Origin of the sequence: Amycolatopsis keratiniphila subsp. keratiniphila (assembly GCF_001620365.2) — a bacterium.
Lineage (GTDB): Bacteria > Actinomycetota > Actinomycetes > Mycobacteriales > Pseudonocardiaceae > Amycolatopsis > Amycolatopsis keratiniphila.
Window position 1 is genome coordinate 139,028 of record NZ_LQMT02000012.1, and the last position, 22,327, is coordinate 161,354.

Annotated in this window: 24 protein-coding genes; 13 read left to right on the forward strand and 11 right to left on the reverse strand. The window is 69.5% G+C overall.

The window, feature by feature from the left end; all coding sequences use genetic code 11:
* Nucleotides 1-34 precede the first annotated feature (34 nt).
* The 5 genes from AVR91_RS12290 to AVR91_RS12310 all read right to left on the reverse strand — a co-directional run bounded on the left by AVR91_RS12290 (nt 35) and on the right by AVR91_RS12310 (nt 4,023).
* On the reverse strand, nt 35-583 hold the full coding sequence (locus AVR91_RS12290) for a hypothetical protein (RefSeq protein ID WP_063277188.1): 549 nt from the start codon (nt 581-583) through the stop codon (nt 35-37).
* Nucleotides 584-654: 71 nt separating this feature from the next.
* Nucleotides 655-2,190, reverse strand: coding sequence for an alpha/beta hydrolase (locus AVR91_RS12295; protein ID WP_063277183.1), 1,536 nt, complete (start codon nt 2,188-2,190; stop codon nt 655-657).
* Entirely contained in the window at nt 2,190-2,480 is a 291-nt protein-coding gene (locus AVR91_RS12300) for a hypothetical protein (RefSeq protein ID WP_063277182.1), read from the reverse strand. The genes AVR91_RS12295 and AVR91_RS12300 overlap by 1 nt, the downstream gene beginning before the upstream one ends.
* A 70-nt stretch (nt 2,481-2,550) precedes the next feature.
* Nucleotides 2,551-3,165, reverse strand: a complete 615-nt coding sequence (gene wrbA / locus AVR91_RS12305; RefSeq protein WP_063277181.1) for an NAD(P)H:quinone oxidoreductase — start codon at nt 3,163-3,165, stop codon at nt 2,551-2,553.
* 48 nt (nt 3,166-3,213) lie between these two features.
* Nucleotides 3,214-4,023: a lysophospholipid acyltransferase family protein gene (locus AVR91_RS12310; protein WP_063277180.1), complete on the reverse strand. Its 810-nt coding sequence runs from the start codon at nt 4,021-4,023 to the stop codon at nt 3,214-3,216.
* A 297-nt stretch (nt 4,024-4,320) separates the two neighbouring features.
* Between AVR91_RS12310 and AVR91_RS12315 the strand changes: the two genes are divergently transcribed.
* The 4 genes from AVR91_RS12315 (at nt 4,321) to AVR91_RS12330 (ending at nt 9,053) form a co-directional block, all read left to right on the forward strand.
* Entirely contained in the window at nt 4,321-6,648 is a 2,328-nt protein-coding gene (locus AVR91_RS12315) for a DNA translocase FtsK (protein ID WP_063277179.1), read from the forward strand.
* Between the two features lie 85 nt (nt 6,649-6,733).
* Nucleotides 6,734-7,975, forward strand: coding sequence for an AAA family ATPase (locus tag AVR91_RS12320; RefSeq protein ID WP_063277187.1), 1,242 nt, complete (start codon nt 6,734-6,736; stop codon nt 7,973-7,975).
* Entirely contained in the window at nt 7,972-8,547 is a 576-nt protein-coding gene (locus AVR91_RS12325; protein WP_083737523.1) for an RloB family protein, read from the forward strand. Before AVR91_RS12320 ends, AVR91_RS12325 begins: the two co-directional genes overlap by 4 nt.
* Before the next feature lie 44 nt (nt 8,548-8,591).
* A complete protein-coding gene (locus AVR91_RS12330) occupies nt 8,592-9,053 on the forward strand; it encodes a hypothetical protein (RefSeq protein WP_063277178.1) in 462 nt (153 codons plus the stop codon).
* Between the two features lie 121 nt (nt 9,054-9,174).
* On the opposite strand, the gene AVR91_RS12335 is transcribed toward AVR91_RS12330, so the two are convergent.
* Both AVR91_RS12335 and AVR91_RS12340 read right to left on the reverse strand, forming a co-directional pair.
* The gene (locus AVR91_RS12335) at nt 9,175-9,816 is read right to left on the reverse strand and encodes a nitroreductase family protein (protein WP_063273743.1); all 642 of its coding nucleotides are present in this window, start codon (nt 9,814-9,816) and stop codon (nt 9,175-9,177) included.
* Nucleotides 9,817-9,827: 11 nt separating this feature from the next.
* Nucleotides 9,828-10,673, reverse strand: a complete 846-nt coding sequence (locus tag AVR91_RS12340) for an alpha/beta fold hydrolase (RefSeq protein WP_063273744.1) — start codon at nt 10,671-10,673, stop codon at nt 9,828-9,830.
* Between the two features lie 58 nt (nt 10,674-10,731).
* Here AVR91_RS12340 and AVR91_RS12345 point away from each other — a divergent pair, with 58 nt between their 5' ends.
* The gene (locus AVR91_RS12345) at nt 10,732-11,259 is read left to right on the forward strand and encodes a CGNR zinc finger domain-containing protein (protein WP_063273745.1); all 528 of its coding nucleotides are present in this window, start codon (nt 10,732-10,734) and stop codon (nt 11,257-11,259) included.
* On the opposite strand, the gene AVR91_RS12350 is transcribed toward AVR91_RS12345, so the two are convergent.
* A complete protein-coding gene (locus AVR91_RS12350) occupies nt 11,256-11,783 on the reverse strand; it encodes an amino-acid N-acetyltransferase (RefSeq protein WP_063273746.1) in 528 nt (175 codons plus the stop codon). The genes AVR91_RS12345 and AVR91_RS12350 overlap by 4 nt on opposite strands.
* Nucleotides 11,784-11,871: 88 nt before the next feature.
* Here AVR91_RS12350 and rimO point away from each other — a divergent pair, with 88 nt between their 5' ends.
* The 4 genes from rimO to AVR91_RS12370 all read left to right on the forward strand — a co-directional run bounded on the left by rimO (nt 11,872) and on the right by AVR91_RS12370 (nt 14,967).
* A complete protein-coding gene (gene rimO / locus AVR91_RS12355) occupies nt 11,872-13,320 on the forward strand; it encodes a 30S ribosomal protein S12 methylthiotransferase RimO (RefSeq protein WP_063273747.1) in 1,449 nt (482 codons plus the stop codon).
* Nucleotides 13,317-13,958, forward strand: coding sequence for a CDP-diacylglycerol--glycerol-3-phosphate 3-phosphatidyltransferase (gene pgsA / locus AVR91_RS12360; RefSeq protein ID WP_063273748.1), 642 nt, complete (start codon nt 13,317-13,319; stop codon nt 13,956-13,958). Before rimO ends, pgsA begins: the two co-directional genes overlap by 4 nt.
* The gene (locus AVR91_RS12365) at nt 13,955-14,416 is read left to right on the forward strand and encodes a CinA family protein (protein ID WP_063273749.1); all 462 of its coding nucleotides are present in this window, start codon (nt 13,955-13,957) and stop codon (nt 14,414-14,416) included. The genes pgsA and AVR91_RS12365 overlap by 4 nt, the downstream gene beginning before the upstream one ends.
* 101 nt (nt 14,417-14,517) lie before the next feature.
* The gene (locus AVR91_RS12370) at nt 14,518-14,967 is read left to right on the forward strand and encodes a helix-turn-helix domain-containing protein (protein WP_043847994.1); all 450 of its coding nucleotides are present in this window, start codon (nt 14,518-14,520) and stop codon (nt 14,965-14,967) included.
* A 56-nt stretch (nt 14,968-15,023) separates the two neighbouring features.
* On the opposite strand, the gene AVR91_RS12375 is transcribed toward AVR91_RS12370, so the two are convergent.
* Nucleotides 15,024-15,503, reverse strand: coding sequence for a carboxymuconolactone decarboxylase family protein (locus tag AVR91_RS12375; protein ID WP_063273750.1), 480 nt, complete (start codon nt 15,501-15,503; stop codon nt 15,024-15,026).
* A gap of 174 nt (nt 15,504-15,677) precedes the next feature.
* On the opposite strand from AVR91_RS12375, the gene AVR91_RS12380 reads away from it, so the two are divergent.
* From AVR91_RS12380 to AVR91_RS12395, 4 genes are all read left to right on the forward strand, one after another.
* Nucleotides 15,678-16,559, forward strand: coding sequence for an RNA polymerase sigma-70 factor (locus AVR91_RS12380; RefSeq protein WP_063273797.1), 882 nt, complete (start codon nt 15,678-15,680; stop codon nt 16,557-16,559).
* A 194-nt stretch (nt 16,560-16,753) separates the two neighbouring features.
* Nucleotides 16,754-17,596 carry a PspA/IM30 family protein gene (locus AVR91_RS12385; RefSeq protein ID WP_007029352.1) on the forward strand — a complete coding sequence of 281 codons (843 nt, stop codon included), beginning with the start codon at nt 16,754-16,756 and terminating at the stop codon, nt 17,594-17,596.
* A 73-nt stretch (nt 17,597-17,669) separates the two neighbouring features.
* Nucleotides 17,670-18,653 carry a phage shock envelope stress response protein PspM gene (gene pspM / locus AVR91_RS12390; RefSeq protein WP_063273751.1) on the forward strand — a complete coding sequence of 328 codons (984 nt, stop codon included), beginning with the start codon at nt 17,670-17,672 and terminating at the stop codon, nt 18,651-18,653.
* 396 nt (nt 18,654-19,049) lie between these two features.
* Nucleotides 19,050-20,684: an amidase family protein gene (locus tag AVR91_RS12395; RefSeq protein ID WP_063273752.1), complete on the forward strand. Its 1,635-nt coding sequence runs from the start codon at nt 19,050-19,052 to the stop codon at nt 20,682-20,684.
* On the opposite strand, the gene AVR91_RS12400 is transcribed toward AVR91_RS12395, so the two are convergent.
* Both AVR91_RS12400 and AVR91_RS12405 read right to left on the reverse strand, forming a co-directional pair.
* Nucleotides 20,644-21,693, reverse strand: coding sequence for a quinone-dependent dihydroorotate dehydrogenase (locus AVR91_RS12400; RefSeq protein WP_063273753.1), 1,050 nt, complete (start codon nt 21,691-21,693; stop codon nt 20,644-20,646). The genes AVR91_RS12395 and AVR91_RS12400 overlap by 41 nt on opposite strands.
* A 29-nt stretch (nt 21,694-21,722) precedes the next feature.
* On the reverse strand, nt 21,723-22,316 hold the full coding sequence (locus AVR91_RS12405) for a TetR family transcriptional regulator (RefSeq protein WP_228709192.1): 594 nt from the start codon (nt 22,314-22,316) through the stop codon (nt 21,723-21,725).
* Nucleotides 22,317-22,327 lie beyond the last annotated feature (11 nt).

Consider the following 22,327-nt stretch of genomic DNA (forward strand, 5'->3'; position numbering starts at 1 on the left):
AAGGGGGCCTTCACGTACTGGGGAGCTGGGGCGGTCAGAAGGAGGTGCCGCCGTCGGTCCAGTTCGTCTGGGCGAAGTCCTCGTCGTCCACGGGGGCGCGACGCGGTTTGCGCACGGGCTCCGGCTCCGGGGGAGCGGCGACCGGCTGCTCGGGCTCGGTGGCTTCGAGGGCCTGGGGTTCGGGGGTGCCGTTCGGCCAGACGCAGGGGGAAGTGGCACCGATGTAGAACTTGCCGAGATCGTTCGCCTTGATCGACATGTCGAAGGCATCGCCGGTGTTGCGGGCGAAGACGTACTGATCCGTCGGCCGGGAGTCGGTCAGGATCTTGAACGCGTGCGACTCCCACCACTGGGTGATCGCCGTGAAGTGCTCGGCGAACCGCGCGGAGTCCAGGCCGATGATCTCGTAGGTCGCGGAGATCTCGAAGCGTCCCAGCGGGCCTTTGTCCGTCGGGTCCGTGCATTCCGAACGGTTCCGCGTGAACGGCTTCAACTCGGCACCGGCGGGCAACGCCGACAGCGCGCCTTGGATGTACTGCTCGACCTTGTCGCGAGCCTGCTGTTCGGTGATCGTCGATTCCATGTCGTCCCCACCTCCAGGGGAACAGGCCGCCGAGAACATCAGCGAGGCGAGGATGAATGTGAAGGCCCGGTTCACGTCGTCGGTTTCCCGGCGATGATCTGGCCGAGATTGTTCAACGACGGGTTGTTGTCTTCCCAGTATTCGCTGTGCGCTTCCTTGCTGTACCCACCCCACCCGTCCGTGCCAGGCGCAGACGTGAACACCTGCCCGCCGAAGTCCGCTTCGGCCGGGTCCTGGCCGAGGATCGGGTCGTACCCGGCGATCTCCAGGTTCGCCAGGTTGATCATGTCGTGTTCGGCCACCGTCGCGTGCACGTGCTTGCCGATCTCGTCCTGATTCACCCCGTCGAGATGCAGTTCGCTCACGTCGTGCGCACCGACGCCGGGGCTCGCCACGAAGACGAGTTCGTCCGCGGCGAGGCCGCCGTCGACGGCGGCGTGCCCGACGACGGTGGTGCCGTAGCTGTGTCCCATCACCGTGTTGTGCGAGGGCGGTCCTTGATGCGTTTCCCGTAGCCCGTCTTGGAATTGCGCGAGCGCCGCCTTGCCGCCGTCGGCGTACTCGGCGCTCGCGGCATCGGTGATCTCGTTCGGCGCGTCATAGCCGAGCCAGGTGATCACGGCGGTCGACGGGGAACCCGAAGTGGTCGCCGCGGCCCACATCTTGTCGGACCGATTGAGGTCGCCGCCGATCTTCGACAGCTCCGAGCCGGTCCCCGGCACGTACGTCGCCACGTTCACCGCGGTGTCGGGATTCCCCGCGGAAACGATCGCCTTCCCGTCGCCGCCGGTGTCCAGCCCCAGCAGGAACGCCTGCGGGTCCGACCGGTCCAGCCGCTGTCGGATGGCTTCCAGACCCCTGAGTTTGGGATCGCCTTGGAGCCGCGCGATCTCGCGGGCGAGGACGGCGCGGTTGGCGGCGTCGCGGTCGGCCGCCGGGATACCGTCGAGATTCCCGATGAGACCTGGATTTCCTTGCAGCAGAGCGACTTTCGCCGTGTCCGACAGGCTCGCCCACCACGCCTTGTTGTCACCAGGGGTGCCGTTCTCCGGCGGCCCGATGATCGACAGGCCGCTTTGCGCGGCTCCGGCGTCGGCCGCTTGGGCGAGCGTGCCGCCACCCTGTTCGGTGATCTCGCCACGAAGGGCCCGCCGCAGGATCTCGGCGAAATCGGCGTCGACGTCGGTCGCGCGGCGCAGGCCCTGTTCGACCCGGTCCGCCAGTTCCGCCAGCACGCGGGGCTGGTCGGGCGACGGAGTACCCGCCGGCGTGATCTCGCCGCCGGGACCTATGGCCAGTCCGTTCCGCCGCGCCAGTTCGTCGGTCTCCCGCACGAACGCGACGATCCGGTCCAGCGCGATCTGCACCTCGTGCGCGCCCCGCCGGACCGCGGCCGCCTGGGCGACGAGCCCCTCCAGGGTGGAGGTCAGCGATTCGCCCCGCGTCGACGCGGCGATGGCCGCGTCACCGGTCCAGCCGGTGAAGCGCGCCATGGCTTCGACGTCGTCGTTCGCGGCGATGATCCGGGTGCAACCGTCGTTGAGCGCGTCGGCGACCTGGCCGATCGCGGCCGGATCCCACCGGCGCACCTCGCCCCAGGTGAGCATCAGACGGCGAGTTCCCGTGACGCCGCCAGTTCGTCGGCGCGGTAGCGGACGGCCGCCGCGTCGAGCCGTTCGGCGTAGTCCGCGGTGTTCCGCGCCCACCCGGGCACCGCGCGCCCCCAGGCGTCCGCGAGCAGCCGGGCCGCTTCACCGGAGACGCCACCCGGCAAACCGGTCGCGACACCGGCGAGTGTGGCCGCGAGGTCCACCTTCCCGACGTCGGCCGAAGCCCGTTTCGCCGCGCCTGACGCCGCGCCGATCGACGCCAAGGCCACCTCGTACCCGCCGGTCATCCCGCTTCCTCCCCGTAGCGTGACGCTGTGTGACCACACTACGACGCGGGAGACGGACGCGCGGTTCCCTTCACCCGTCCTTGTAAAGCCCGTCGGCGATGTAGCGCGAGACGGTGGCGAGCCGTCGCCCCTGCAGCCGGAGGGCGTCCAGGGCGAGGTCGTCGGGTTCGGCGGACTTGCGCGACACGAACGAGCCGCCGTACGGATTGCCCGATTCGAGCAGGTGGGGTTCGGTGTAGCCGAGCGGCAGGACGATGGCGCCCCAGTGGTAGAAGATGTTGTTCGTCGCCAGCACGGTCGATTCGAGCCCGCCGTGCGCGGTGGACGCGGTGGTGAACGACGTCGCGACCTTGTTCACGAGCTTTCCCTTGGCCCACAGGCCACCGGTGCTGTCCAAAAAGGACTTCAGCTGCGCGGCCGGGCCGCCGAACCGGGTCGGGCTGCCCGCCGCGAAACCGTCGGCCCACTCCAGGTCTTCCAGCGTCGCCGTCTCGTGGTGCGGCCCCGCGTCCACCCACGCCTGCCAGCGCGGATTGCTCGCCACCGCACCGGGCGGGGCGGTTTCGGGAACCGTGCGGACGCGGACGTCGGCTTCGGCCTCGCGGGCGCCGTCGGCCAGCGCCGACGCCAGTTTCGCGGTGTTGCCGGTCGCGCTGTAGTAGACGACGAGGATGCGGGTGCTCACGTCCGCCGACCCTAGGCGAGCGTGAGCCCCCGTCTCAGGATCCGGGACTCAGTGCTTCTTCCAGGGGCTGACGGTGTCCGTCGGCCGCGTCGGGTCGTGGAATCGCGGCTTGTCCAGTTCGTCGCGGCGCAGCGGGACCAGGCCGTCGGTGATCGCCTGCATGATCTTGGCGTGCGCGCGGACACCGGCGCCCGGCCGCTCCGGCTCGACCTCCGACAGGTCCACCGGCTCGCCGAAATGCACCTTGAACCGCGGCCGCCGCATGGGCGCGCTCAGCCCGGACTTGGCGAGCGGCACCAGATCGGCGGGGCCGTTGACGGTCTCCGTCCCCCAATAGACGGCTTCGTGCGCGCCCCACTGGCTGATCGGGATCACCGGCACCCCGGCGGCCAGCGCCAGCCGCGCCGCGCCGGTCTTGCCGCGCTCCGGCCACAGGCCGGGATCGTGGCTGATCCGGCCCTCGGGGTAGACGATCAGCGGGTCGCGCGTGGTCCGCAGCGCTTCGGCGGCTTCGGCGAACTGGCCGATGGCCGTCGACGCCTGTTTGCGGTCGACCCGCAGGTGACCGCTGACCCGCAGCGCCGGCCCGATGACCGGCGCGTCGAGGATGCCGCCCGCCAGCATGAACCGCGGGTTGATGCCGATCCGTTTGCAGGCCGCCATCAGCACGAACGCGTCGAACACGCCGATGTGGTTGGCCGTCATGAGCAGGGGCCGCCGTCGCAGTTCCGCCGAAACACCGCCGGTCACGGTCAGTTTGCCGACGAAGTTGACCAGCCCCCGGTCGATGTTCAGCATCGTGCGCCAGATGGCCGGGGCGCGGCGAGCCGAATTCTCATCCTGATGCAGCGCGAACATGGGCAGAGCATGTCATGAACCGCTTTTCACCCGGATGGCCGCTCAAGCTGTGACCTGAGACGAATGTTCCGGATGTGCTCCGAGTGGCGGCCGGGGCTGGAGGGTCACGGCGGCTACCGTGGAGACATGGCTAGCGGGTCGACGACCAGGAAGCGGAGTACGGCGCGAAGCGGCGGCAGCAAGGGGCCGGCGCGAAAGCCGCGTACCCCGGCGAAGCCCAGGTCAACGGCTGCGAGGAAGCCCGCTCCACGACGTCCCGCGCCACGGAAGCGCTCGTCCGGCACGTTCGCCAAAGGCGTGCGCGGCACCTGGAACCTGCTCGCGAAGGGCCTCGGCACCCTCGCGCGGACGGTCGGCCGCGGCCGCGAACTGGAACCCGAGCACCGTCGCGACGGTCTCGCCCTCGGTCTCATCGCGCTGGCGCTGGTGATCGCGTTCGGCGTGTGGTGGCGGGCCGCCGGCCCGATCGGCGGCTGGGTGGAGGTCGGCACCCGCTCGCTGCTGGGCGCGGGAGCGGTGACGCTCCCGCTCGTCCTCACCGTGGTGGCCGTCGCGCTGATGCGGTCGGAACCGGTGCCCGAGGCCCGGCCGCGGATGGTCATCGGCACCCTGCTGGTGGTGCTGGCGGTGCTCGGCCTGCTGCACATCTTCACCGCGCTGCCCGAGACCAACGACGGCCGCATGTACGCCGGTGGCGTGATCGGCGCGTTCTCCGGCGGCCTGCTGACCATGGGGGTCACCACCTGGGTCGCGGTGCCGCTGCTGGTGCTGGCGCTGCTGTTCGGCACGCTCGTGTTCACCGGGACCCCGGTCCGTGAGATCCCGCACCGCCTGCGCACCTGGGGCCTCGACCCCGAGGAGATCGAGGAGGCCGAGGCCGAGCGCAAGGCCATCCACGAGGAACGCGACGCCGTCACCGAAGCCGACCCGAAATCGGTCCGCCTGCGGAAGCCGTCGCGGCGCCGCCAGGCCTCGGGCGACCACGAGGGCGAGCAACTCGACATCGAAGCCGCGCTGGCCGAGGCGCCGACGCCGCTGCGTGCGCCGAAGCCCGCACCCAAGCCTGTCGAAGAGAAGAAGCCGAAGAAGGCCGAGGCTCCGCTGTCGGTCACCAGGACCGTCGAGGGCGACTACAAACTCCCGCCGCCGGACCTGCTGAAGCTCGGCGACGCACCGAAGTCCCGCAGCAAGGCCAACGACGCCATGATCGAGGCGATCACCGGCGTGCTGGAGCAGTTCAACGTCGACGCGCAGGTCACCGGCTTCACACGGGGCCCGACGGTCACCCGGTACGAGGTCGAACTCGGCCCCGGCGTGAAGGTCGAGAAGATCACCGCGCTGACCAAGAACATCGCCTACGCGGTGGCGACCGACAACGTCCGGCTGCTGGCGCCGATCCCCGGCAAATCCGCGGTCGGCATCGAGGTGCCGAACTCCGACCGCGAGATGGTGCGCCTCGGCGACGTGCTGCGCGCGCCGTCGACGGTCAAGGACAACCACCCGATGGTCATCGGGCTCGGCAAGGACATCGAAGGCCACTTCGTCACCGCGAACCTGACGAAGATGCCGCACCTGCTGGTGGCGGGGTCCACCGGTTCCGGTAAGTCGAGCTTCGTGAACTCGATGCTGGTGTCGCTGCTCGCGCGGTCGACGCCGGAAGAATGCCGGATGATCCTGATCGACCCGAAGATGGTCGAGCTCACCCCGTACGAGGGCATCCCGCACCTGATCACGCCCATCATCACCCAGCCGAAGAAGGCCGCCGCCGCGCTGGCCTGGCTGGTGGAGGAGATGGAGCAGCGGTATCAGGACATGCAGGTCAACAAGGTCCGGCACATCGACGACTACAACAAGAAGGTGCGCTCGGGCGAGATCACCGCGCCGCCGGGCAGCGAGCGCGTGTACGCGCCGTACCCGTACATCATGGCGATCGTCGACGAGCTCGCCGACCTGATGATGACCGCCCCGCGCGACGTCGAGGACGCGATCGTCCGGATCACCCAGAAGGCGCGTGCCGCCGGTATCCACCTGGTGCTCGCGACCCAGCGCCCGTCGGTCGACGTCGTGACCGGCCTGATCAAGACCAACGTGCCGTCGCGGCTGGCGTTCGCGACGTCGTCGCTCACCGACTCGCGGGTCATCCTCGACCAGCCGGGCGCGGAGAAGCTCATCGGTATGGGTGACGCGCTGTACCTGCCGATGGGGGCCGGGAAGCCGGTCCGTATCCAGGGGGCCTTCGTCGGCGACGAAGAGATCGCCGCGGTGGTGAACTTCGCCAAGGAGCAGGCGCAGCCGGACTACACCGACGGCGTCACCGCGGCGAAGGCGGGCGAAAAGAAGGAGATCGACTCCGACATCGGCGACGATCTCGACGTGCTGTTGCAGGCCGCCGAGCTGATCGTCACCTCGCAGTTCGGCTCGACGTCGATGCTCCAGCGGAAGCTGCGGGTCGGTTTCGCCAAGGCCGGGCGCCTGATGGACCTGCTGGAAAGCCGGGGGGTCGTCGGTCCTTCGGAGGGCTCGAAGGCGCGGGACGTGCTGATCAAGCCGGAGGAGCTGGAGTCGGTGCTGTTCATGATCCGCGGCGGCGGGGATGGAGGAGGCGGCGACGTCTCCGACGACTGAACCAGACCGTGGATGATGCTTCAGGCCGTTCTGTGCGGTTTACTGGCACAGAACGGCCTGAAACTTTGCCAGGGAGGTGATCAGGGTGCTTCGAAGCTTCCGGTTGGGCAACCATCGCTCTTTTCGCGACGAGCAGGAGTTGCTCCTGATGCCCGCTATGCCGGGGGACGAGCGCGCGGCGGTTCCCGTGGCGGCCATCTACGGGGCGAACGCCTCCGGAAAGTCGAACTTGCTCGACGGCCTCGCATTCATGTGCGGACTCGTCGTCGCGCCGGAATCCTGTGGCCTCGCCGACCGGGAAGGCTTCCGGCTGGGTGAGCACGACGCGGAGCGGGCGTCGACCTTCGTGATCGAACTCGTCACGGAAGGCGTCCGCTACACCTACGGTTTCTCGATCGACGACGGCGCGATCTCGGAAGAATGGCTCTACTCCTATCCGGAGAAGCGTCGGCGAGTGGTGTTCGAGCGGCTCCGTGAAGGCGTCAAGTTCGGCTCCACCACGACCGAGCTGGCGAGCAAACTGGGGGCCTTGGAAGAACTCATCCGCCCGAGTGTGCTCCTGCTGAGCTTCGGTTCCAGTCTGGACCTGGGACCGCTGATGCCCGTATTCCGATGGTTCGAGGCGGAGTTGTGGATCATGCAGTCCGATCTGTCCTGGTCGACGGACGGCCTCGCGGATCGGGTCGGTGAGTACCTCCAGCGCGATCCACGCAATGCCCAGCGGCTGGTGACCTTGTTGTCGGTTGCGGATGTCGGGATCACAGACCTCTCCGCTGAGCTGGTACAGGGGGGTATCCGTGGCGAGTTTCAGCTCCGCCGGGGAAGGCCCGTCCTCCGCCGCCCGTCTCAACCTCCACGGGGAAAGCGGTGGCGACTGACGTTCCAGCACCACGGCAGCCGCACTCTGTTCGAACTGGATGACGAGTCCGCGGGCACGCGTAACTGGCTTGAGCTCATCCCTTCCGTTCTGGACGTGCTCGACGGAGGTCAGGTGCTTCTGGTCGACGAGATCGACTCGAGCCTGCACCCGATGTTGACCGCGAAGCTCGTCGGTCTGTTCCAGTCCGAGGAGACCAATCCCCACGGCGCCCAGCTCATCTTCACCACGCACGACACGAGCCTTTTGGGAACCATGCTCGGCGACAACGTGCTGGACCGGGACCAAGTCTGGTTCGTCGACAAGAACGCCGAGGGCGCCAGCGAGCTCTACCCGCTCACGGACTTCAAACCGCGCAAAGACCAGAACACCGAACGGCGTTATCTCGCCGGTAGCTATGGGGCTGTTCCGGTTCTGGGTGATTTCACCGAGGCAGTGCTGGGCAGATGACTCGCCGGGAGAACAGTGGCCGACGGCGGTCGGCGTTCAGGGAGGAGCGAACGTCGATCCTCGTCGTCTGCGGTGCCGAGGCCACGGAGCCCGCGTATTTCGAGGGGCTCAAACGGGCACGACGTAATCCGGCCGTCACCATCAAGATCAAGGCGAAGCGCGGCGACCCGGACACGGTGGTCAGGTACGCGGCGGGAATGCGCGATCGTGCTGAGGGAACGCACGACGAGGTGTGGTGCGTGGTCGACGTCGACGAGTTCGACCTCGACAAGGCCGCGGCGACGGCCGGCAGGCTCCGGATCAATCTGGCGATCTCGAATCCGTGCTTCGAGTTCTGGTTGCTGCTTCATTTCGAGGCTTGTTCGGCGCCGTTGACCTGTTACGGGGACGTGGCGAAACGCCTGGTCAAGCACGTGCCTGGCTTCAGCAAGTCGGCCCTGCGGTTCGCGGACTACGAGAGCGGGATCGAGGCTGCTGTCTTGCGCGCGAAGAAGCACAACGTCGAGTTGGGCTTCGAGCACGGTCGGAACCCGTCCACCGGCGTCTGGGCCTTGGTCGAAAAGATCAATTGAACGACCGGTGCAACGGACCGGAGCCTCCGCTACGTCCATGACCCGTGGACCTCAAGAAGCTGCTCGTCGTCCTCTGCGCATTGGTCGGCCTCGCCTGCGGGGCCGGCAGCTCCGCCGCGCGCGAACAACCCGCGCCTGCCCAGTCCGCGCCGGTGCAACGGCCCCAGCCCGCCCGCGACGCCCAGAACAGCGTCGAGCTGGGGGAGACCGTCGTCCTCAAGACCGGTGACACGACCGAGGTCGCGTCGAAGGACGTCAGCATCCGCTTCGCTCGACTGGTGTCCGATTCCCGTTGCGCCACGGGAATGGTCTGCGTCTGGGAAGGGGAGGCCGTGGTCGAGCTGACCTTGGCCGAACCGGGACGCGGTGAGCGGACGACGGCGCCCCTCGCCTCCACCGGACGTGGTGGCAGGCAGTCCGTCGAGTTCGCCGCCTGCCGGGTGGACCTGGTCGCCGTGAGTTCGGGGGGGGGCGACCAGGTCACCCTGCGGGTGTCCAAGGCTTAGGCGCTGTCCTGCAAGTCTTGTTCGCNNCGGCCGAGTACGACCCGGTACGAGGCCGATCCGCCCGCACCGTCAGGGACCACCTGGATCACGAAGCCCATCGAACAGACTCACAGGACAGCGCCTAGAGCGCGTTGCCCCACCCGTCGAGATACGCGACTTCGGACAGCGGCACCCGCGCCGCGGGTTTGAAATCCGGCACCGTCGTGTAGGCGACCGGCAGCAGCCCGACCTGCGTGACGTCGGCGGGGATGCCGAGGATTTCGGCCGCCTCCGCCTCGTGGGTCAGGTGGTACGTCGTGAGCGTCGAGCCGAGGCCGCGTGACCGCAGCGCCAGCTGGAAGTTCCACACCGCCGGGAAGATCCCGCCGTAGAAGGCGGCGTCGGCCGCGTTGTCGCCGCTCGGCCTGCCGGTCAGGCACGGGATGACGAACACGGGCACCCGGTCGATCACGTCGATCAGGTGCTGTCCCGAAGCGAACGCCCGCGCCACCGAAGGCTCGGTGATCGCCTCGCCCAGCGCCGCGGCGTTCGTCTCCAGGTACGCCTTCCCGACCCGCCGGAACAGCTCGGACAGCCGGTCCTTCACGCCCTGATCCCGCACGACGAGCCATCGCCACGCCTGCTGGTTGCCCGGTGTGGGCGCCTGCAGCGCGAGCCGCAGGCACTCGTCGAGCACCTCGGGTTCCACCGGCCGGTCCAGGTCGAGCTTGCGGCGGACCGCTCGCGTCGTGCTGAGCAGATGATCGGTGACCGAGGTGTCCATATGCCGCCCTTCTACAGATGCTTCGCCAGGAAGCGGTCGATCAGCTCGCTGATCGGTTCGAGGTCCTCTTCCAGCGCGAAATGCCCGGTGTCGAAGAGGTGAACCTCCGCCGAGGGGACATCATTCCGGAAAGCCTCGGCCCCCGCCGGGACGAAGAACGGGTCGTTGCGACCCCAGACGGCGAGCACGGGCGGCTGGGCTTCACGCAGCCACGCCTGGAACTTCGGATACGCGGGCGGGTTGTTCCGGTAGTCCCAGAACAGGTCCAGCATCGCCTCCGCCCGGCCGGGCAGGCCGAGGAAGTACTCGTCCAGCAGGTAGTTCGCGGGATCGATGGCCTCCGGATCGCGCGCGCCGGTGTACTGGTACCGGATCTGCTCCGGTTCGAGGATCGCCTCGAATCCGCGCCGCGCCTCGGTTTCGTCGGTCAGGGAAGGGAAGTCCGGCATCGCCGGGCCGAGCCCCTCGACGTAGGCGTTGCCGTTCTGCGTGATGAGCGCCGTGATCTGGGACGGCCGCGAGACGGCCAGCCGAAGACCCGTCGGAGCGCCGAAATCGAAGACGTAGAGCGCGTACCGCCGCAGTTCCAGCGCGTCCACGAAGTCTCCGACGACCTCCGCGAGCCGGTCGAAGGTGAACGTGAAGCCTTCGGGAGTGACGGTCTGCCCGAATCCGGGCAGGTCCGGGGCGATGAGCCGCCAACGTCCGGCAAGACGGCGCATCAGCCGCACGAACTGGTGCGAAGACGTCGGGTAGCCGTGCAGCAGGAGCAGCACGGGCGCGTCGGGGTCGCCGGCTTCGCGATAGAAGACCTCGACGTCGCCGAGCTTGACGGAACGGTGCCGGATGGTCGCCATGAGCACTCCCTAATGGTTAAAACTGTCTCAAACCATTAGTACCTGATAGTGTCGAGGCATGCTCGATCTCGACTCGCTTCCCGGTGACGATCTCGCGGTGAACCTCGCCGACACGGTCATGCTGGCCGTCTCGCCGTCGATCGACCTGCTCGACGACGGGCACGCGAAGTTCTGGGCGACTCAAGCTTTGCCCGAAGGTGCCCGGGCGCCTTCGGCCGAGCAGACGAGGCGGCTGCGTTCGGCGGTGCGTGAACTGCTGGAGGCGACAGTGGCCGCGCGGGAGCCCGAGGCTTGGGCGGTCGAGCGGGTGAACGCGGCCGCCGCGGCCGTCCCGACCAGTCCACGGCTTACCGCCGGGGGAGCGGAGACGTGCTGGCACGGCGAGGACGGCGGCGAGATCGCGCTCGCCGCCGTCGCGGTCGCGGCGATCGACCTCGTGTCCGGACCGCGCGCGGCCCGGCTGCGGCGATGCGGCGCGCACGACTGCTCGATGCTGTTCGTGGCGGCCAACAGCCGCCGGGTGTGGTGCACGCCGTCGCTGTGCGGCAACCGCGTCCGGGTCGCGCGCCACGCCGCGAAGGGCTAAAGCTCCAGCAGCATCCGACTGTTGCCCAAGGTGTTCGGCTTCACGTACGGCAGGTCCAGGAACTCCGCGACCCCCGGATCGGCCGAGCGCCGCATCTCCTCGTAGACCTCCTGGGTCACCGGCGTCCCGTCGATCTCGACGAACCCGTGCCCGGCGAAGAAGTGCGTCTCGAAGGTCAGCACGAACAGCCGCTTCAGCCCGATCTCGCGCGCGAAGTCGATCAGCTGCCCCACCAGCGCGTGCCCGATGCCACGGCCCCGGGAGTCCTTGTCGACCGCGATGGTGCGCAGCTCCGCGATGTCCTCCCACAGCACGTGCAGCGCGCCGCAGCCGAGCACGTCGTCGCCGTCCTCGACCACCCAGAACTCCTGGACGCTCTCGTAGAGGGTGACGAGTTCCTTCTCCAGCAGCACCGTCCCGGCGTCGGAGTCGACCAGCGCCTTGATCTTGCGGACGTCCGCGATCCTGGCCCGGCGGACGGTGGGGCGGCGGCGCGGGAGAGGGTCTGAGGGCACGTCCACCATTAAGCCATCCCCGGCGCCCGGCCCGGTCGAGGGCTCGCCCGAGCGAGCGATCGCCGACCCCGCGAACAGGCCAGCTACCCTAAGGCACGTGCCTTCTCCCACCACTGATCCTGTCGCCACCCGTCGCGTTTCCCTGTTGACCCTCGGTTGCGCCCGCAACGAGGTCGATTCCGAGGAACTCGCCGGACGGCTGGCGGCGGGCGGCTGGGAGCTCGCCGCCGAGCCCGAGGACTCCGACGTCGTGGTCGTCAACACCTGCGGCTTCGTCGAGTCCGCGAAGAAGGACTCCGTCGACACGCTGCTCGCGGCCTCCGACACCGGCAAGAAGGTCGTCGCGGTCGGCTGCATGGCCGAGCGTTACGGCAACGAGCTGGCCGAGAGCCTGCCCGAGGCCGACGCGGTCCTGGGCTTCGATCACTACGCAGACCTCGCGGAGCGTCTCGACGACGTCGTGGCCGGCCGCAAGGTCGAGTCGCACACGCCGTCCGACCGCCGCAAGCTGCTGCCGATCAGCCCGGTCCAGCGCCCGACCGCCGCCGAGTCGGTCGAGGTGCCGGGGCACGCGCAGCACGGCTGGGGCCCGCGCGTGCTGCGGACGCGGCTCGACACCTCGCCGGTGGCCGCGCTGAAGATCGCCTCCGGCTGCGACCGTCGCTGCTCGTTCTGCGCGATCCCGTCCTTCCGGGGCTCCTTCGTGTCGCGGCAGCCGGACGAGATCGTCGCCGAGGCGATGTGGCTCGCGGAGAACGGGGTCAAGGAGGTCTTCCTCGTCTCGGAGAACTCCACCTCGTACGGCAAGGACTTCGGCCGTGACGGCGCCCGCGCGCTGGAGCTGCTGGTGCCGCGCCTGGCCGCGGTGCCCGGTATCGAACGCGTCCGCGTCTCGTACCTGCAGCCCGCCGAGACGCGCCCCGGCCTGGTCAAGGCCATCGCGACCACCCAGGGCGTCGCCGACTACTTCGACCTGTCCTTCCAGCACTCCAGCGAGACCGTGCTGCGCCGTATGCGCCGTTTCGGCTCCACGGACTCGTTCCTCGCGCTGTGCGATCAGATCCGGGAGCTCTCGCCCAACGCCGGCATCCGCACCAACGTCATCGTCGGGTTCCCCGGCGAGACCGAGGAGGACCTCGCCGAGCTGGAGCGCTTCCTCAATGGCGCGCGGCTCGACGCGGTGGGCGTCTTCGGGTACTCCGACGAGGACGGCACCGAGGCCGAGACCTTCGACGGCAAACTCGACGAGTCCGTGGTCGCCGAGCGGGTCGCGCGGATCTCCGCGCTGGTCGAGGAGCTGACCTCGCAGCGGGCCGAAGACCGGATCGGCGACTTCGTCGACGTCCTGATCGAGCAGGCGGAGGACGGCGAGGACCCGATCGGCCGCGCCGCGCACCAGGCCCCCGAGGTCGACGGCGAATGCGTCCTCATCGAGACCGAAGACCTGCCCAAGCTCGCGGTGGGCGACTTCGTCCGCTGCGAGGTCGTCGACTCCGAGGGCGTCGACCTGATCGTGCGGCCCGCGCCGCCCGAGGCCGACCGGTGAATGCCGCCCCGAGCGACGCCGGGGCCGGTGAGGGGACGGGCGGTGAGTCCGCCCGGGTGCCCGAGGCCACCCCGGTCCCGACCCTGAACCTGGCGAACCTGCTGACGATGTCGCGGCTGGTGCTGGTGCCGCTGTTCGTGCTGGCGCTGTTCGCCGGGGACGGGGAGGACACGTTCTGGCGGGCGATCGCCACCGCGCTGTTCGCGATCGCGTCGTTCACCGACCAGGTCGACGGCTGGGTCGCGCGCAAGTACGGGCTGATCACCGACTTCGGCAAGATCGCCGACCCGATCGCCGACAAGGCGCTGATCGGCGCCGCGCTGATCGGGCTGAGCGTGCTCGGCGAACTGGGCTGGTGGGTCACCATCGTCATCGCGGTCCGCGAGATCGGCGTGACGCTGCTGCGGTTCTGGGTGATCCGGCACGGCGTCATCCCGGCCAGCCGGGGCGGCAAGGCGAAGACGCTCGCGCAGATCGCGGCCATCACCGCATACCTGCTGCCACTGCCCGCGTCGGCCGAGCCGGTGCGCTGGGTGCTGATGGGGCTCGCGCTCGCGCTGACCGTCGTGACCGGGCTCGACTACGTCGTGCGCGCGGTCCGGCTGCGCGCGGCCGGAAGGCGTGCCGCCGGAGCATGAAACCTGAGACCTTGATCACTCACCTGATCGAGCGCGGGGAGACGGTGGCGACGGCCGAGTCGCTGACCGCCGGTCTGGTCTGCGCGACGCTGACCGAGGTCCCCGGATCGAGTGCCGTCGTGCGAGGCGGGCTGGTGGTCTACGCCACCGACCTCAAGGCGAAGCTGGCCGGGGTCGACGAAGACCTCCTCGCCGCCCACGGCGCCGTGCATCCCGAGGTCGCGGCGCAGTTGGCCGCCGGCGCGAGGGATCGGTGCGGCGCCACCTGGGGCCTCGGCCTCACCGGCGTCGCGGGTCCGGACGGACAGGACGGCGTCGCGCCCGGCGTCGTCCACGTCGGGCTCGCCGGGACGGACGTCCTCACCGTCCGTACGCTGGGCTTGAGCGGTGATCGAGCCTCGGTCAGGGCCGGTGCCGTCTCCGGCGCGTTCGCCCTGCTGGGGGAACATCTCGCATGATCGCCGCGTTCGCCCTTGGCGTATTGCCGTGTCAACACCTGCGCCCAGGGCACCGCTCTGGGTAACGTAGGGGGTAGTCAGTCCTGGAAGGGAGGCGCGTGATGACCGTGCTGTTGCGCGAGGCGATCGGCGACCGGCTCCGACACGCCCGCACGAACCAGCGTCGAACGCTGCGGGACATCTCCCGCGCCGCCAGGGTGAGCCTCGGATACCTGTCCGAGGTCGAGCGCGGGCAGAAGGAGGCGTCCAGCGAGCTGCTGGCGTCCATTTGCGAGGCCCTGGACCTTCCGCTGGGTGAACTCTTGCACAAGGTCGCGGCGGACGTCTCGGCGATGGACAACGTCGAGGTCGCCCCGGTGGACGAGAAGGTCGAAGCGGGCAAGAGGCGCGCTCCGGAGCGGGAAAGCGCCGAAGCGGGCGAGCTCGAAGGCGGCCGTCTCGTGTCCGAGCTGATCGGCAACGATCTGGCCGACCTGCGGATCTCGCCGCCGCCGCGGATGAGCCCCACGCTGCGGACGACGATCTCCGCACCGAAGATGGTCGCCGCCTAGCAAAGGTCGTGAACGCCGAAGAGGCCCCAGGCAGTCCGCCTGGGGCCTTTTCGGCGTCAGTTCGCGTCGAACGTGCCCGCCTGGTAGGAGCCGCCCTTGGTGTGCGTGATCACGAGCAGCCGGTTGGCGGCATTGATCATCGCGACCAGGTAGATCAGCGCGACGACCTGATCGTCGTCGTAGTGCTTCCGCACCAGCGCCCAGGTCTCGTCGGAGACGCCCGGGTGCGCGTCGGCGATCCGGCTGCCCTCCTCCGCGAGCGCCAGCGCGGCCTGCTCGGCCTCGGTGAACACCGTCGACTCGCGCCAGGCGGCGACCAGGTTGACCCGGACCGCGGGTTCCCCGGCGGCCGCCAGGTCCTTGGCGTGGGCGTCGACGCAGAAACCGCAGCCGTTGAGCTGGCTGGCCCGCAACGACACCAGCTCCTGGGTGACCTTGGGCAGGGGCGAACCCTTGATGCCCACACTCACGTTGGCGAAGCGCTTGCCGAGCTTGGCGCCGAGCTCGGTGCCGTTCAGGTCGAAACGGGAATCCATGATGTCGTCCTCTTTCGTGGTCGTGTGCCGGACTTGACGACCACCAGATGCCGGCGGCCCGGCCCCGCTGACAGGCCCGGGGCGTGACGAGCGCCACGGCGTCGACGTGTCAGAAAGCGACGGGACGCGGCGTCTGGTGTGGACCACGCCGTCGCCGAGAACAGGAGCGAGTCCATGTCCGACATCGCCACGGAGGCGTTCGTCGCCCACCGGAACCTGCTGTTCACCGTCGCCTACGAGATGCTCGGTTCGGCCGCCGACGCGGAGGACGTCCTCCAGGAGACCTGGCTGCGCTGGTCGGGCGTCGACCTCGGCACCGTGGAAAACCCGCGTGCCTACCTCGTCCGCATCACCACCCGCCAGGCGCTCGGCAGGCTGCGCACACTCGGCCGCCGCAAGGAGTCCTACGTCGGTCCTTGGCTGCCCGAACCCCTGCTGACCAGCCCCGACGTGGCCGACGACGTCGAGCTGGCCGACAGCGTCTCGATGGCGATGCTGCTGGTGCTGGAGACCCTCACTCCGACCGAGCGCGCGGTGTTCGTGCTGCGTGAGGTGTTCGACGTGCCCTACGGCGAGATCGCCGAAGCCGTCGGCAAGACCCAGGCGGCGGTCCACCAGATCGCCCACCGGGCGCGGGCGCACGTCGCCGCCCGGCGGCCGCGCGGTGCCGCGTCCCCCGGCGAGACCAAGGACGTGCTAGACGCGTTCCACCGCGCGGTCCGGACCGGTGACCTGCAGGGACTGCTCGACGTGCTGTCACCGGACGTCGTCTTCCTCGGCGACGGCGGCGGAATGGTGCAGGCCGTGCTGGAGCCGGTGGTGGGTGCCGCGCTGGTCGCGCCGTTGCTGGCCGCGAGCCGCCCGGTCCGCGACGAGGCGGCGACGATGGCCACGGCGCAGGTCAACGGCCATCCCGCGCTGATCCTCCGGCTCGGCGGGGAGGTCGACACGGTCGTCGCGTTGCGAGTGGAAGACGGACTCATCGCCGGGCTCTACGCGGTGCGCAACCCCGAGAAGTTGTCACGCCTGCACGAGGAGACCGCGCTGCGCCGCTGACGGAGGGTGAACCCGAAACGTCGTGGACATCACAGTCAGGGGGATCCCTGAATTCCGTCGGGGTCGCCTGGAACGCGGGACGCCGACCTGACACGATGGAACTCAACGCCGGGGTCGGGACGTTGCAACATCACAGAGGGGACGCCCCACCTCGAGGTAACAGCCCGTGGGATGCGAGAAGGCAGGCGGAGGAGATGGCCAACCCGTTCGTGAAGTTCTGGAAGTACATGATGGCGGCGTTCTCGTCGAAGATCGACGAGCACGCCGACCCGAAGGTACAGATCCAGCAGGCCATCGAGGAGGCGCAGCGCAACCACCAGGCGCTGACCCAGCAAGCCGCCTCGGTGATCGGTAACCAGCGTCAGCTGGAGATGAAGCTGAACCGCCAGCTCGGCGACGTGGAGAAGCTGCAGGCTTCGACCCGCCAGGCGCTGGTGCTCGCCGACGAGGCGCGTGCCAAGGGCGACGAGCAGAAGGCGACCGAGTTCGAGAACGCGGCGGAGAGCTTCGCCGCGCAGCTCGTCACCGCCGAGCAGAGCATCGAGGACCTCAAGACCCTGCACGACCAGTCGCTTCAGGCGGCGGAGCAGGCGAAGAAGGCCGTCGAGCGCAACGCGACCATGCTGCAGCAGAAGCTGGCCGAGCGCACCAAGCTGCTCTCGCAGCTGGAGCAGGCGAAGATGCAGGAGCAGGTCTCCGCTTCGCTGAACCAGATGAGCCAGCTGGCCGCGCCGGGCAACACGCCGTCGCTGGAAGACGTTCGCGACAAGATCGAGAAGCGCTACACCACCGCGCTCGGCTCGGCCGAACTCGCACAGAACTCCGTCCAGGGCCGGATGATGGAGGTCCAGGCCTCCACTACGCAGCTCGCGGGGCACTCGCGCCTCGAGCAGATCCGCGCGTCCATGAAGGGTGACTCCGTCGCTCAGGTGACCGACGGCAAGACCGCCGCCGCGCCGAAGGCGTCGAGCTCCGCGGACATCCAGCGTGAGATCCAGGCACGGGTTCAGGCCGAACAGGGCAAGAACCCCGCCTGACACACCAACTGGAGCCGGTCCCGCACCCCGCGCGGGTGCGGGACCGGTCTCACCAGAAGACAGGGGAGAGGGCATGGGGCAGGGCAGGCGCAAGGACTTCGGGGAGTTCACCGCCAAGCTTGAGAAGCACATCGAGAAGCTGCCCGACTACGCCCAGCGCGCGCAGGAGAAGCTGCAGCGCTACATCCCGCCTTCCGAGCAGGGTTCCTCGCGGCCCGCTCAGCCGGCGCCGCCGCGGCCCCGCCCGCAGATGCCGCAGATGCCCGCAATGCCGAAGATCTCGCAGCAGCTGACGTCGATGGCCGCGGGGCAGATCCCGGTCGTGGCCGACGCGAAGGCCAAATGGGCGCGCTGGAACGAACCTGCCGCCAAACTGGAGCGACGCAAACGCCGGGCCTCGCGGGCACTGACGTTCTGGATCCTCCTCACCTTCCTTTGTGGACTGTTCGCCGTCGTCGCGGGCACCGGCCTGTTGAAGGACGGTCAGGCCGAAGTCCTCCAGGCCATCGCGGGCGGCGCCTTCGCCGTCATCTTCGGGACTTTCGGGGTGAAGTCGGGGCTGCGGCTGCGGACGCTCAACCGCACCGTGCTGCCCGCCGCCCCTGCCGCTCCGCCGCCGCTGCCCCCGGCGCGGTCGGTCGCGCGGGAGCCGATGGAACGCCTCGCCGAGAGCGAGGCTTCGCTGGCGGAGCTGCTTCGCCAGCTTTCGCAGCCGACGTCGCTCGGCACCATGCCGGTTTCGGAGATCGCGGTCGCGGACGCTCGCACCACGGCCGCCGAGGCGGCGCAGGCCTTGCGCGGCCTCGCGGGCCGGATCCAAGCCATCGAACGCGGCCGCGACGCCGCGCCCGAGCGGGAACGCGGCGCCCTCGACGCCGCCATCAAGCAACTGCGCGAGCAACTCGAAGACGGCCTCGACGGCTACGGCGGTCTCGTCGCGGCCGCCGGGCACACCGTCGCGGCGAGCTCGGACGGCATGACGTCGTCCAAGGAGTCCCTGTCCGACGCGACTGACAAGCTCGCCGGCCTCGCCATGGCCCTGCGCGAACTCTCCTGAACCCGAAACTCGCGTGATTGGAGGCGTAACTCGCGTGATTGAAGGCGGATCATGGAGTTCCGTCTCCAATCACGCGAGATCGGCGTTCAATCACGCGAGTCACGCCCAGCCGCACGGTGCCTGAGCAGGCGCTTTCCTGGACCATCGTCTCATTCGTCGTCGCTAATACTCCATTGCGTAACGACCTGCTCACTGTGTGGTACCGAAACGCTCGCGTGACCCGAATCCGCTGGTGACGGCGACCCGCGGTGCTTAACGTTCCTTACATGCACGCAGTGCTCATCCCAGCCCGGGCCTGAACCCAGCCCGCGTGAGCGGGCGTCCCAGGGTGGCGGACCGGACACAGTGGATCTCGCGCAGTGGTCTTTCTCGTCCCCACCGAGGAAAGGACGCCCAGTGACGACGCTCCCCCCGGAACCAGAGCCGACCCCCGTCCCGCCTCCCAGCTCGTACCAGCGCGTCATAGCCGCCTACGACCGGATTTCCGAAGTCGACCGCCCCGACGTCTGGATCACCCTCCGCCCGGTCGAAGACGCCCTCGTGGACGCGAAAGCCGTCGACGAGCGGCTGCGCGCGGGCGCGGACCTGCCGCTCGCGGGCACCTTGGTCGCGGTCGCGGACGTGATCGACGTCGCCGGTCTTCCCACGGCGGGGGAAGAGATCCGCGCCACCGGCGCCACGTCGGTGTCCCGGCTGACCGCGGCCGGGGCGGTCGTGCTCGGCAAGACCAACTGCGACCGGTTCGGCAGCGATCTCCAGCACGCCAGCAGCCCGTACGGCGCCGTGAGCGCGGCGCTGAACACCGCCCGGGTCTCCGGGAGCGCGAGCAGCGGTGCGGCCGTCGCCGTCGCGCTCGGTCTCGTCGATCTGGGCGTCGGCACGGACACCGCCGGCGCGGGCCGGGTTCCCGCTTCGCTCAACGGGATCGTCGGGCTGAAGCCGACGCTGGGGCTCGTGCCGAAGACCGGTGCCGCGCCGTGCGGCGGGATCGCCCTGTTCGCCCGCAGCCTGACCCTGGGGCAGCGCGCGCTGGGGCTGATGACCGGTCCCGACGGGATCGACCCGCTCGCCCGCGACTGGCCCCCGGACGTCCGGCTGTCGGCGGGCGACCGGCCGCGGGTGGCGATCCCGGGCTCCGACACGCTCACCGGCCTTTCGCTGCAGTCCCGATCCGCCTTCCTCGGCGCGGTTTCGGCGCTGAGGGCGTCCGGCGCCCTCGTGGAGACCGTGGAGGTCTCGGCTCTGCTGAAGGTGGGCGAGCTGATCCACGACGACGGCTTCACCGCCGACAGGCATCGTGTCGCCGAGGCCGGGATGCTCGCGCTCCGGATGCTGTCCGAGTACGACGCCCTCGTGCTCCCGACCGTCGCTGACCATCCCGACGTCGCCGAGGCGTTGTCCGATCCGGACGGTGTCTCGAAGCGGCTGGAACGCTTCACGGCGTTCGTCAACCTGCTCGATCTCGCCGCTGTCACGGTTCCGGCGTCGCCGTCGGATCTCGGGCCGTACGGGGTTTCGGTGGTGGTGCGGCCGTTCGACGACCAGGTCGCCATCGACCTGGCCGCCGTGCTCACCGACGAACAGGCCGATTTCCCTTATCCCGCACCGGGTGCGGATCTCGTGGTGTTCGGTGCGCATCTGCGCGGGCAGCCGTTGAACGGAAGCCTGGTCCGTGCCGGGGCGCGGTTCACCGGACCGGTCCAGACCGGTGAGGGCTACCGGATGGTGTTGCTGCCCACCGATCCGCCCCAGCCGGGGGTGGTGCCGGTGAGCGCCACGGGCGAGCACACGATGCTTTCGGGTGAACGCTGGCGGCTTTCGCCCGCCGCTCTCGGCGCCTTCGCCGCCACGCTGCCCGCCCCGTTCGTCCTGGGCCGGATCCGGCTGGAGAACGGGGAAACGCCGCTGGCCGTCCTGTGCGACCAGGCCGCCACGGCGACGGCGCCGGAGCTGACGCGGTACCAGTGCTGGCGTGCCTACCTCAGGTTCGTCAGTACGGCCGGGCCGCGAGACCTCGGGCGACCCGCTTGACCAGACCGGGACCGTGCAGGGCGAACCCGGTGTAGAGCTGGACGAGACCGGCGCCGGCGTCGAGCATCCGTGCGGCGGCGCCGGCGTCGAAGATCCCGCCGACGCCGATGATCGGCAGCTTGCCGCCGGTTTCGCCGTGCACGAACCGCACCACCTCGACCGAGCGCGCGGTGAGCGGGCGGCCGGACAACCCGCCCGCCTGCTCGCCGATCGCGGCCTCGGGCGGCGCGATCCCTTCGCGCGACAGCGTCGTGTTGGTCGCGATCAGCCCGGCGACGCCGTGGTCGAGGCAGACCTCCAGCAGTTCCGCGAGGGCTTCGTCGGTGAGGTCGGGCGCGACCTTCACCAGCACCGGCGTCGGCTTCGCGTCGCCGGCGAGCTCGGCCGAGGTCTTGCGCAGCTCGGCGAGCAGTTCGGCCAGCGCGGACTTGTCCTGCAGCGCGCGCAATCCCGGGGTGTTCGGAGAACTGACGTTGATCGCGAAGTAGTCGGCGTACGGGTACAAAGCCCTCAAAGAGAACCGGTAGTCCTCGACGGCTTCGTCGAGCGGGGTCACCTTGGACTTGCCGATGCTGACGCCGAGCGGCACCGGCGGCTTCCCGGTCGCGGCGAGCCGGGCGGCGAGTGCTTCGGCGCCTTCGTTGTTGAAGCCCATCCGGTTGATCACCGCGTCGGTCTCGGCGAGGGTGAACAGCCGCGGTTTGTCGTTGCCCGGCTGCGGATACCGGGTGACCGTGCCGACCTCGACGAAGCCGAAGCCGAGCGCGGGCCAGGCGTGCAGCGCGCGGCCGTTCTTGTCCATCCCGGCGGCGAGGCCGACCCGGTTCGGGAAACGCAGGCCGAGGAAGGTGACCGGATCGTCCGTCCGGTAGACGCGGCCGAGCGCGGCGAGCGCGGGGGAGACCCGGCTCAGCCTGGCGAGCGAACCGATGGTGCGTTCGTGCACGGTTTCGGGGTCGCTGCCGGAGACCCGGTAGAGAGCGGGGCGGACGATCTTGTCGAAGAGCACGGCCCCATCATGCCTGGTGGATCCCGGAGTCAGTCGCCGAGTTCGACGAGCCGGACGCGGGCCAGGGAGAATCCCCGGTCCAGCAGGGTGACGCGGTCCGCCGTGCCCCCGGATCGCAGCCATTCGGCCGACACGGCGTCGAGTACGGCGGTGGCGGCGTTGGTGAGCAGGTCCGCGGTGAACGCGTCCAAACCGGCACCCGGCCGGTCGCGGAGGGCGTCGCTCACCCGCCTCCGCCATTCGGTCCGCCGCTGATGCAGTCGTCCGCCGAGCGCCGGAGTCGTTTCGATGAGCCGGTGCGTCGCCAGTGTTCGTTCACTCGCGTGGATCTCTTCCTGCCAGTGCCGGAGGACGTGCTGGAGAGAGGTCCATGGATCTTCCTCGGCGGGGCGAGCGCCGATGGCGGCGACCACGTTTTCGCCGGTGACGTCGATGCTGTCGAAGACGGCGTCTTCCTTCGTGGGGAAGTAGCGGAAGAAGCTGCGTTTGGTCAGCCCCGCCGCGCGGGCGATCTCGTCGACGGTCGTCTCTTCGAAGCCTTGACGGGCGAACAGGTCGATGGCCACTTCGGCGAGTTCGGCCCGCACCGCGCGGCGTGTTCGTTCGCGTAGTCCTTCCGGCATGCACCGCAGTC

What these genes read in the sequence shown, in the direction of transcription:
- AVR91_RS12290 (WP_063277188.1), bottom strand. Translation starts at nt 583, where the DNA reads ATGGAATCGACGATCACCGAACAGCAGGCTCGCGACAAGGTCGAGCAG.
- AVR91_RS12295 (WP_063277183.1), bottom strand. Translation starts at nt 2,190, where the DNA reads ATGCTCACCTGGGGCGAGGTGCGCCGGTGGGATCCGGCCGCGATCGGC.
- AVR91_RS12300 (WP_063277182.1), bottom strand. Translation starts at nt 2,480, where the DNA reads ATGACCGGCGGGTACGAGGTGGCCTTGGCGTCGATCGGCGCGGCGTCA.
- AVR91_RS12310 (WP_063277180.1), bottom strand. Translation starts at nt 4,023, where the DNA reads ATGTTCGCGCTGCATCAGGATGAGAATTCGGCTCGCCGCGCCCCGGCC.
- AVR91_RS12325 (WP_083737523.1), top strand. Translation starts at nt 7,972, where the DNA reads ATGACTCGCCGGGAGAACAGTGGCCGACGGCGGTCGGCGTTCAGGGAG.
- AVR91_RS12335 (WP_063273743.1), bottom strand. Translation starts at nt 9,816, where the DNA reads ATGGACACCTCGGTCACCGATCATCTGCTCAGCACGACGCGAGCGGTC.
- AVR91_RS12340 (WP_063273744.1), bottom strand. Translation starts at nt 10,673, where the DNA reads ATGGCGACCATCCGGCACCGTTCCGTCAAGCTCGGCGACGTCGAGGTC.
- AVR91_RS12345 (WP_063273745.1), top strand. Translation starts at nt 10,732, where the DNA reads ATGCTCGATCTCGACTCGCTTCCCGGTGACGATCTCGCGGTGAACCTC.
- AVR91_RS12350 (WP_063273746.1), bottom strand. Translation starts at nt 11,783, where the DNA reads ATGGTGGACGTGCCCTCAGACCCTCTCCCGCGCCGCCGCCCCACCGTC.
- AVR91_RS12365 (WP_063273749.1), top strand. Translation starts at nt 13,955, where the DNA reads ATGAAACCTGAGACCTTGATCACTCACCTGATCGAGCGCGGGGAGACG.
- AVR91_RS12370 (WP_043847994.1), top strand. Translation starts at nt 14,518, where the DNA reads ATGACCGTGCTGTTGCGCGAGGCGATCGGCGACCGGCTCCGACACGCC.
- AVR91_RS12375 (WP_063273750.1), bottom strand. Translation starts at nt 15,503, where the DNA reads ATGGATTCCCGTTTCGACCTGAACGGCACCGAGCTCGGCGCCAAGCTC.
- AVR91_RS12380 (WP_063273797.1), top strand. Translation starts at nt 15,678, where the DNA reads ATGTCCGACATCGCCACGGAGGCGTTCGTCGCCCACCGGAACCTGCTG.
- AVR91_RS12385 (WP_007029352.1), top strand. Translation starts at nt 16,754, where the DNA reads ATGGCCAACCCGTTCGTGAAGTTCTGGAAGTACATGATGGCGGCGTTC.
- pspM (WP_063273751.1), top strand. Translation starts at nt 17,670, where the DNA reads ATGGGGCAGGGCAGGCGCAAGGACTTCGGGGAGTTCACCGCCAAGCTT.
- AVR91_RS12405 (WP_228709192.1), bottom strand. Translation starts at nt 22,316, where the DNA reads ATGCCGGAAGGACTACGCGAACGAACACGCCGCGCGGTGCGGGCCGAA.